Annotated in this window: 8 protein-coding genes and 1 pseudogene; all 9 read right to left on the reverse strand. The window is 34.9% G+C overall.

The window, feature by feature from the left end; translation table 11 throughout:
• A pseudogene (locus tag OOA_RS20575) lies at positions 1-792 on the reverse strand (ImcF-related family protein); the annotation flags it as partial.
• A gap of 1 nt (position 793) precedes the next feature.
• Positions 794-1,876, reverse strand: a complete 1,083-nt coding sequence (locus OOA_RS02690; RefSeq protein ID WP_008910588.1) for a hypothetical protein — start codon at positions 1,874-1,876, stop codon at positions 794-796.
• A 23-nt stretch (positions 1,877-1,899) separates the two neighbouring features.
• Positions 1,900-2,157 carry a PAAR domain-containing protein gene (locus tag OOA_RS02695; RefSeq protein WP_008910589.1) on the reverse strand — a complete coding sequence of 86 codons (258 nt, stop codon included), beginning with the start codon at positions 2,155-2,157 and terminating at the stop codon, positions 1,900-1,902.
• Positions 2,158-2,237: 80 nt separating this feature from the next.
• Positions 2,238-2,543 (reverse strand): hypothetical protein, encoded by a 306-nt coding sequence (locus tag OOA_RS02700; protein WP_008910590.1) that lies wholly within the window; start codon positions 2,541-2,543, stop codon positions 2,238-2,240.
• Between the two features lie 31 nt (positions 2,544-2,574).
• The gene (locus OOA_RS02705; RefSeq protein ID WP_008910591.1) at positions 2,575-3,540 is read right to left on the reverse strand and encodes a T6SS immunity protein Tli4 family protein; all 966 of its coding nucleotides are present in this window, start codon (positions 3,538-3,540) and stop codon (positions 2,575-2,577) included.
• Positions 3,541-3,780: 240 nt separating this feature from the next.
• Positions 3,781-4,749, reverse strand: coding sequence for a T6SS immunity protein Tli4 family protein (locus tag OOA_RS02710; RefSeq protein ID WP_008910592.1), 969 nt, complete (start codon positions 4,747-4,749; stop codon positions 3,781-3,783).
• Between the two features lie 242 nt (positions 4,750-4,991).
• Positions 4,992-5,960: a T6SS immunity protein Tli4 family protein gene (locus tag OOA_RS02715; protein ID WP_008910593.1), complete on the reverse strand. Its 969-nt coding sequence runs from the start codon at positions 5,958-5,960 to the stop codon at positions 4,992-4,994.
• A gap of 110 nt (positions 5,961-6,070) precedes the next feature.
• Positions 6,071-7,795, reverse strand: a complete 1,725-nt coding sequence (locus tag OOA_RS02720; protein ID WP_008910594.1) for a lipase family alpha/beta hydrolase — start codon at positions 7,793-7,795, stop codon at positions 6,071-6,073.
• A 165-nt stretch (positions 7,796-7,960) separates the two neighbouring features.
• Positions 7,961-8,665: T6SS immunity protein Tli4 family protein (locus OOA_RS02725; protein WP_008910595.1), on the reverse strand; the 705-nt coding region annotated here is incomplete at its 5' end.

Below are 8,665 nucleotides of genomic sequence, written 5' to 3' on the forward strand. Positions count from 1 at the left end.
CAAGGTTGGGGATAAAGCCTCCGCGCGCATACCGGGTTCAGTGAGATACACCACGGATGGCGCCTCACTGGCTTGGAGAGAGGTATTGTCACTGACACTCCAAAACCACACGGGGGCGCGCCATTTTAAGGCATTAAACAGGTTATGGAAAACGCGAGCGGCCATGTCGGTGAGGGCGGCATTGAGGTGATTAAACGACAAGGCAGGGTCGAGCAAGTGGGATGATACGGTGTTTTCGGTGACCCAAATCACGCCATCGAGTGGGCGACGGCGGCGCAATTGTTGTAAGGTGTGAATGAGTTCCTCATCAATGCCCGTGGCGACATCGCCGGCGTAGATTAAGACGGTGCCATTCGACTCTTGCCAAATCTCTTGCGAGAGATGCGGTGCCAGTTTATCAACGGCGCTGCTCTTGCCGACGAGCAGTTGGATAGACACTTTTTTATACCAGAAAGTGCCGTAGTTATTTCGCATGAATTGAGTGATTTCAGAACGTAAATTCACTGTCTCTTTTAGTGAGGTTTTGGTTATTACTTTTTGTTTTTGTTTTTGTTTTTGTTTCGGTTTATAGGGAGTTTGTTGTATTTTCTGTGTGAGCTGATTTTGGCTAGGATACAAAAAAATACCGAGTAGAGCGACAATAGCGAAAGAGGTAAAGCCAATCGAGAACAGGCTTAAATCAAACGGACTGTATTGATAAGCAATCAACGCAATGATTGAGAATATTAATAGAGCAACCAGCAAGAAAAGAAATAAATTCCAACGTGGGTATATTTTCGGGATATTTTTCATACTATAACCTGTTACGGATGTAGACAGCGTAGCCTGAATCATCTTGATTAAAGTGAATAAGCACTTGATCTTGATTTGTTTTATTTGATATATCGGTTAAAAGCGATAGATAAGTAAAAAAAGCATTTTTATGTGGTTTTGAATAAGAAAGGTCTAAGGAATAGATTGGGTGCTTTGTATCAAATTCTACATTTTTATCTGAGTAGGATAGGATTATCTTATCAATAACGGGTTGTTTTCCATTGGAAATCCAAGTCTGAAAATGTTCCTTTTGAGATATCCCACTATAATCGATATATTTATTAATTTCGTTATCAATATCTTGAGTATTAATCGTCATAACCCTTTCTATTGCTGTACATTTTTCAGCATGATGAATTAATTTTTCTTCTGAAGAAAATAATTGGGCAGATATAAATTCACTATAATTTTTTTGTGATTGAATAGTGACGATTAAAAAAGTTTCATTCTCTTCATTATCTAGCAAAATATCTTGATGATCTAATATTTTAATGGAGTGGAAATCCCATAGTTTAAATATCATATCCTCTATATTTTCTGATTTTCCATCGTGTAATAAATATATTTTTGATAAAAACTGGCGATAATGTGGGCATTGTTTTTCTATCTCCTTATCTATATTTGAAAGTAATGTAGTGTCTAAACCTTGATATTCAGAGAATGAACGAGGTTTATCAGGATACATAGGTAATGATTCTGTATCCATTAGGAAAACATTGGTCCCTTCTTTATCCGGAGTATAAATAACATTAGCAAGTGACATAATGGATAATTGACACCAGGCTTGCCACTCATTTTTCGTTTCTTGTTTTTCTTGCTCCCAATTTGTATATGTCACAATAGAGTGTTGATGCCGAATGAAAAGAAAACCAAGAATAAAGAAAAAAAATAAAGTAACAGTGGGTATTAAATAAATAAATAAACTTATTTTTTGCTCAGTGACTAAGCTTGAACCATAAATATAAATTGCAGTGATAACTACAATGTAAAATGAAATAATAATATTATATTTTGGTTTTTTTATGATGGTTTTATCTGGAATTATTGGAATTTCCCAATACATGACATCGGCATCCTTTTTATTGTTCACATTATACTTGTCGTTGGCTCTGAACTTATTACACGGCAACCACAAGCACATAAACATTGGTCGATAACAACTGCGATACCATTATCAAAGGCGCAATCGGAGCCTTCAATAATGACATTATTACCATGTTTTGGGCATGAAACAGGATCGCCGACTAGAGCGACCTGTTTCCCATTAACATACATTGTTGATGAAGCAGAAATCACATGCCCCCCATGCGTATTTCTGTCACCAAGACAAACTAATCCTTTCATAATAAACCTATTATTTTGATTAAATATATGTATTGGTCGGAATAAGATAAATGATTTTATATTTAATTGAATTTATTTAACTAAATCCCCTTTTCTTTACATTCACTATCGCGTAATAAAGTTAAGCTAATCTTAATGTCTTTATCTTCAAGCTCAGGAATTTCTAAAGGATTTCCATTTTTATCTAAACGACCATAGTAATCTTTGTTTTCAGCCGTAATTTTATAACATTGTCCATCAGTATTAGCATTCGAATTAGAATATGGGCTGATAATTTTAATATTTTCATTACGCTCGGTTGTAACGGGTTTAGTCTGGCAGGCAGAAACTAAAAGGATAGATAAAAAAGCAACAGGTAATGATAATGATTTATATTTATTGTTCATAGTAAATTCCTTTGTATTATATGGATTAAATTTAAAACGCGTGAGGTCTGACTTTAAAGGATTGTAATACTCTGTCCCATATTTCAATCATTTGGTCATCAGAGTATTCACTGACAACCTTAGTTGAATTGTGTAATAAAATATCAATTAAAGGGTTAGTGTCATTAATATTTTTTTCATTGGCATAGTATTGGAAATTATAATACTTATCAGATTGACCGTCATATCTGGGTTCTTTCCCTAAAATTAACCATTCTTCAGCCGAAATTGTATTATATGTTATTTTTCCACTTCTTAATGTTTTTCCCCCATATTGACGTAAAACTGATTTAATTTCATCCGCTCTATCCAACATACTTTCATCTTCATTTTCAACGGTATTATCTAAAGATATAGCCCAAATAAATTGTTTATTTTCGAAGAGCATTGATAGGTCTTCCTTATGTTTACCACCATCATCGGCAATAAATCCATTTGGGATACAAATGCCTTTTGTGGTGGGAATTTCACCTTTAGGCCGACCTTGCAAACGAGAAATGAGGGATTTCATTGCTGCGAGTTTTTGAGGCTTATTAGTAATGGGGTAATTACTTGGATAATGTTTTCTTTCTGCTTCATATCTAGGTAAAGATAAATCATGAATTTCAGTCGTGAGTATAAATGCAACACCATCAATATAAATATGACCTTCAAGTACACGTGAAGAATCACTTCTGTTATAAGTTTTATTTCGGTCGAAAATTAAACCAGAGTCTAACCGATAAATTTCTTTTAAATAAGGATTGTTCATAGCATTACTGACTCTAGCGTCTTTTAATTCAGTTTCTTTAAGTTCTATGCGATGTTTAAATGCAGGGGGATAAATAGGTTTACTCTCAATAGTTATCTCATCAATTGTTGTTATCGAGCTTAATTCTTGGGTTAATGCTTGAGGGTATTCAAAGGTGTAACGGCCTAAGCAATAAGTTGCGCTTTCATTAAACAATGTGTTTATCACAGTAGACTCCTTGTCATTGAGGGAATAGGAATATGTTTTATTCGGTATGGAACAAGCGATAAGTGTATTCAGTGCTAACACGCTAATCAGGCTGAATATGGCGGTTCTTTTCATCCTATTTATACCTCAATACCCTATGATGTGGAGTACCATGACTGATGATAATGGATAAACTTCATTTTATGTAAAGGTACGATAATGGGTAAATTTTATGATTATCGTACCTTTACATATATTAATTTAAAACGCGTGAGGTCTGACTTTAAAGGATTGTAATACTCTGTCCCATATTTCAATCATTTGGTCATCGGAGTAATCTTTGACTACTCGGGTTGAGTTATGTAAAAGGATTTCAATGAGAGGCGTTAAATAAGTGACATTTTTTTCATTTACGTTATATTGAAAACGATAATATTTATCTAGGGTGTCATTAGAGTTTTTCTCTTCACCACTAATTAACCATTCTTCTGCGAAAATATCATTATATTTCAAATTTCCTTTTTTGAGTGTTGAAGCACCATGTTGTCGCATGACACGATTAATCTCGGATGCACGTTCTAACAAACTCTCATTTTCACTTTCTACAATATTATTCAAAACAATAGCCCAAACGAATTGGTTATTTTTAAATAACATTGATAGTTTTTCTTTGTGTTTACCACCATCATCGGCAATAAACCCATTTGGAATACAAATGCCTTTTGTGGTGGGAATTTCACCTTTAGGCCGACCTTGCAAACGAGAAATAAGGGATTTCATTGCTGCGAGTTTTTGAGGCTTATTGAAAATTGGTTGATTATGTTTTTCATATACAATACGGCGTGAGCTATATTTTGGTTTAGTTAAATCTTTCAGTTTTGTCGTTATTATAAATGCAACGTCATTAATATAAATATGTGCCTCTAATACCCGAGCTGAATCAGGTTTATTATAATCTTCATTATGGTCAAATATAACCCCATTATCTAATCGGATCACTTCTTTAAGAAAAGGAGCATCAGAGGCTTCACTGACGCGCTTATTGATTAATTCAGTTTCTTTAAGTTCTATGCGATGTTTAAATGCAGGGGGATAAATGGGTTTGCTCTCAATCGTTATCTCATCAATCGTTGTTATCGAGCTTAATTCTTGGGTTAATGCTTGAGGGTATTCAAAGGTGTAACGGCCTAAGCAATAAGTTGCGCTTTCATTAAACAATGTGTTTATCACAGTAGACTCCTTGTCATTGAGGGAATAGGAATATGTTTTATTCGGTATGGAACAAGCGATAAGTGTACTCAGTGTTAATACACTAATCAGGGTGAATATGGCGGTTCTTTTCATCCTATTTATACCTCAATACCCTATGATGTGGAGTACTATGATTGATGATAATGGATAAACTTCATTTTATGTAGAGCGGTACGATAATGGGTAAATTTTATGATTATCGTACCTTTACATATATTAATTTAAAACGCGTGAGGTCTGACTTTAAAGGATTGTAATACTCTGTCCCATATTTTAATCATTTGGTCATCGGAGTAATCTTTGACTACTCGGGTTGAGTTATGTAAAAGGATTTCAATGAGAGGCGTTAAATAAGTGACATTTTTTTCATTTACGTTGTATTGAAAACGATAATATTTATCTAGGGTGTCATTAGAGTTTTTCTCTTCACCACTAATTAACCACTCTTCTGCGAAAATATCATTATATTTTAAATTTCCTTTCTTGAGTGTTGAAGCACCATGTTGTCGCATGACACGATTAATCTCGGATGCACGTTCTAACAAACTCTCATTTTCACTTTCTACGATATTATTCAAAACAATAGCCCAAACGAATTGGTTATTTTTAAATAACATTGATAGTTTTTCTTTGTGTTTACCACCATCATCGGCAATAAATCCATTTGGGATACAAATGCCTTTTGTGGTGGGAATTTCACCTTTAGGCCGACCTTGCAAACGAGAAATGAGGGATTTCATTGCTGCGAGTTTTTGAGGTTTTTCTGTAATTGGCCAATTATGTTTTTCATACACTGCTTGCTCATCTTTATATTTAGAGTTAGATATATCTTCAATCTGCGTCGACATTATAAACGCGACTCCGTCGATATAAACATGAGCTTCTAATACTCTAGCAGCATCAGGTTTATTATAATCTTCATTATGGTCAAATATGACCCCATTATCTAATCGGATCACTTCTTTAAGAAAAGGAGCATCAGAGGCTTCACTGACGCGCTTATTGATTAATTCAGTTTCTTTAAGTTCTATGCGATGTTTAAATGCAGGGGGATAAATGGGTTTGCTCTCAATCGTTATCTCATCAATCGTTGTTATCGAGCTTAATTCTTGAGTTAATGCTTGAGGGTATTCAAAGGTGTAACGGCCTAAGCAATAAGTTGCGGTTTCATTAAACAATGTGTTTATCACAGTAGACTCCTTGTCATTGAGGGAATAGGAATATGTTTTATTCGGTATGGAACAAGCGATAAGTGTACTCAGTGTTAACACACTAATCAGGCTGAATATGGCGGTTCTTTTCATCCTATGTTTATCTCCTTGCTTTGAACAATACGACATAATGAACGTAACGTGAATTTAATAGCGGGGGATATTTCATTCTTAATGCCATAGACATCATCTCCTTGCCAAGGGGCAAATTGATATGCAGCTTGATGCCCGACATTCGTTTTCAGTATTTCTTTATAGGGGTGTTGCAAGTTGATAGAAACAATTGGCACAGTGCCATCACCGGCTCCCCCTTCTTCTTGAAGGCTTTGGGTAGAATCCCAATAATTGTTTGATTGAAGCAAACTATATTCACGTTTATCGCCGTATTCTTCTGTTTGACGACTGTCACCAGAAACCCATAACCATGAATTCTTGTTTTGAGATTTCCATGTGAGAGTTTCATCAGAGCGACGAGGATCTTTAGGCGTATCCTTGTCAAAATGTGCGCCATAAAAAAGATAAGTGTTGCTGTGATATTGTCCGTCCATTTTCTTTATAAATGGAGAAACAGTATACGTGATTACTTTTCGATATTTTTTATAATTATTTTCGCTAATCTTAGAATCACTATCTAAAATATCCGGTTCATACATCCGCCACCAAACATCACTACGCAGATAAATTTCATTGAAGGGATCACCATTCTGTGGAAGAAAAATATCTGTTTTACCATCTTGACTACCTTTCTCAATTTTTAGCCAAGGGCGGCCATGGTTATATTTTGCTGAGGGTAATAATTGCATTGGTGCAGGGGATTGTGCCAATACGGACATTAAGCGTTTTGCACTACCACCAATAACCCACCCCATGGCTGTTTGCTCACCGATTTTCATCATTTTGTAGGTGGTTGCAGAGCCTAAATCAGGCATTACGCCATGAACAATGCCAAGTATTTTATCTTTGCAAGCAGCATCAAGGCATTCAGAGGCGTAACGTGAAACTAATCCGCCCATAGAATGAGTCACTAAAATAACTTTTTCTTTACCATCTTCGAAAGCAAGTCCATGGCCCTTTCCGCCATTTAGCTCAAAATCATACATTTTTATGACTTTATCAATATATTCACTGAGGGCTTGAGCTGATGTGGCATTATCTTGCAACCAGTTGTAGCCAAAAACGTGTAATGGAAATAGTAAGCTTTGAAATCGTTCAGTTTCATTTTGCGTCAATGGTTTATCATCCGAAGAGGATAATTGTTGATTAATGATGCTACCGAAAATGGTTTGTGAAAACGAATCTTCAATAAATGTGGGATCTAATTTACCATGCGATTTTAATGCTTCCCATGTCAATTCCCAACTTAGCAAACTTTGTTGCAATCCTTCGAGTGAGTCGATATATGAGAATTGTAATGCGCTGCCCCAACCACGTTGCTGGCGAGAAGGGAAATAATTAGATTCAGCGTCATTATTTCTAACTTCTTGGTCAAAATCGGTCACAGTAGTTTCTGGGTTAAGTAATTCCTTGCGCCTTTTGGCACCAGTTAATACCCAGCCAAGTGCATCAAGTGCTAATCCACCGTATCCATCCCGCATACGCCATATTGATTTTTTATTCTTTTTACTTTTAAGATTGGAGCCCATAATTCCCGGTAAGAAAATAACAGGAATAATTTTAGTGGGAGGTTTTATGCAGTGAGCCTGTGCATTTTTAGATTTATGTTGTAATTGTATATTAGACCATACTACACATTTATTTTCGTCGAATTGACCGAAAACAGTTTGAATTGATTCATTGTCCTTATCTTGATTCATACTAAAATCCTTTGTCGATTCAATTAATTATTAACCTAATTGAAATATTAAAGATGTACACTAAAAAATAAGCAGATAATTGATGCTTTAAAATTTTTATCGTAATACTTTAATTTATATAAAATACTACGATGAAAATTTCATTTAAAGATAGATTAATAAATATTAAAAGGCATTCGGGCGATAACGTAATGAATTAACAATTCTATCCCAGATTTCCACCATTTGAGCATCACTGTAAGTTGTAAATCTATTTACATTATTGAGTTTAACTAACACTCTCGGGGTTGTTAACGTTGCGGTTTCTTGATTTGCATAAAGCCAAAATTGATAGTAAGGCATATTAGGAATTTTTTTGTTTTTCTCTTCTGAATATACTTCTTGCTTACCTTTCATTAACCACTCTTGAGAAGGTAATCCGTTTGGTAATAAATTTTCTTTTTTTATCGTTTGCATACTTTGTTGACCCATTGCAGAATTGATTTTAGCGCCTCGACTAAATAAAGTATCACTCGATGCTAGATAGCTGTTATCCACATCTACAGATAATAGCAGTTCATTATTTTTATAAATAAATTTTATTTGTTCTTTATGTTTATCATCATCATCCAAAATAAATCCATTAGGAATGCAAACTCCTTTTCCGGTTGGTATTTCATGATCTAACCGTCCACTTAATCGTGAGATAAGCGATTTCATGGCCGCTAGCTGATAAGGCCTTGTATTAGTCTCAACTTCACTAAATCCGTATAAATCTATATATGATTTTTTTTCATTGACATATTTTGATGCTGATAAATCTAAAATTTCTGTTGTAATAACGAATGCAATATGATTAACATAAACATGTGCTTCAAGAACACGATAAGC

This window comes from Providencia burhodogranariea DSM 19968, assembly GCF_000314855.2.
GTDB classification, from domain to species: Bacteria; Pseudomonadota; Gammaproteobacteria; order Enterobacterales; family Enterobacteriaceae; genus Providencia; species Providencia burhodogranariea.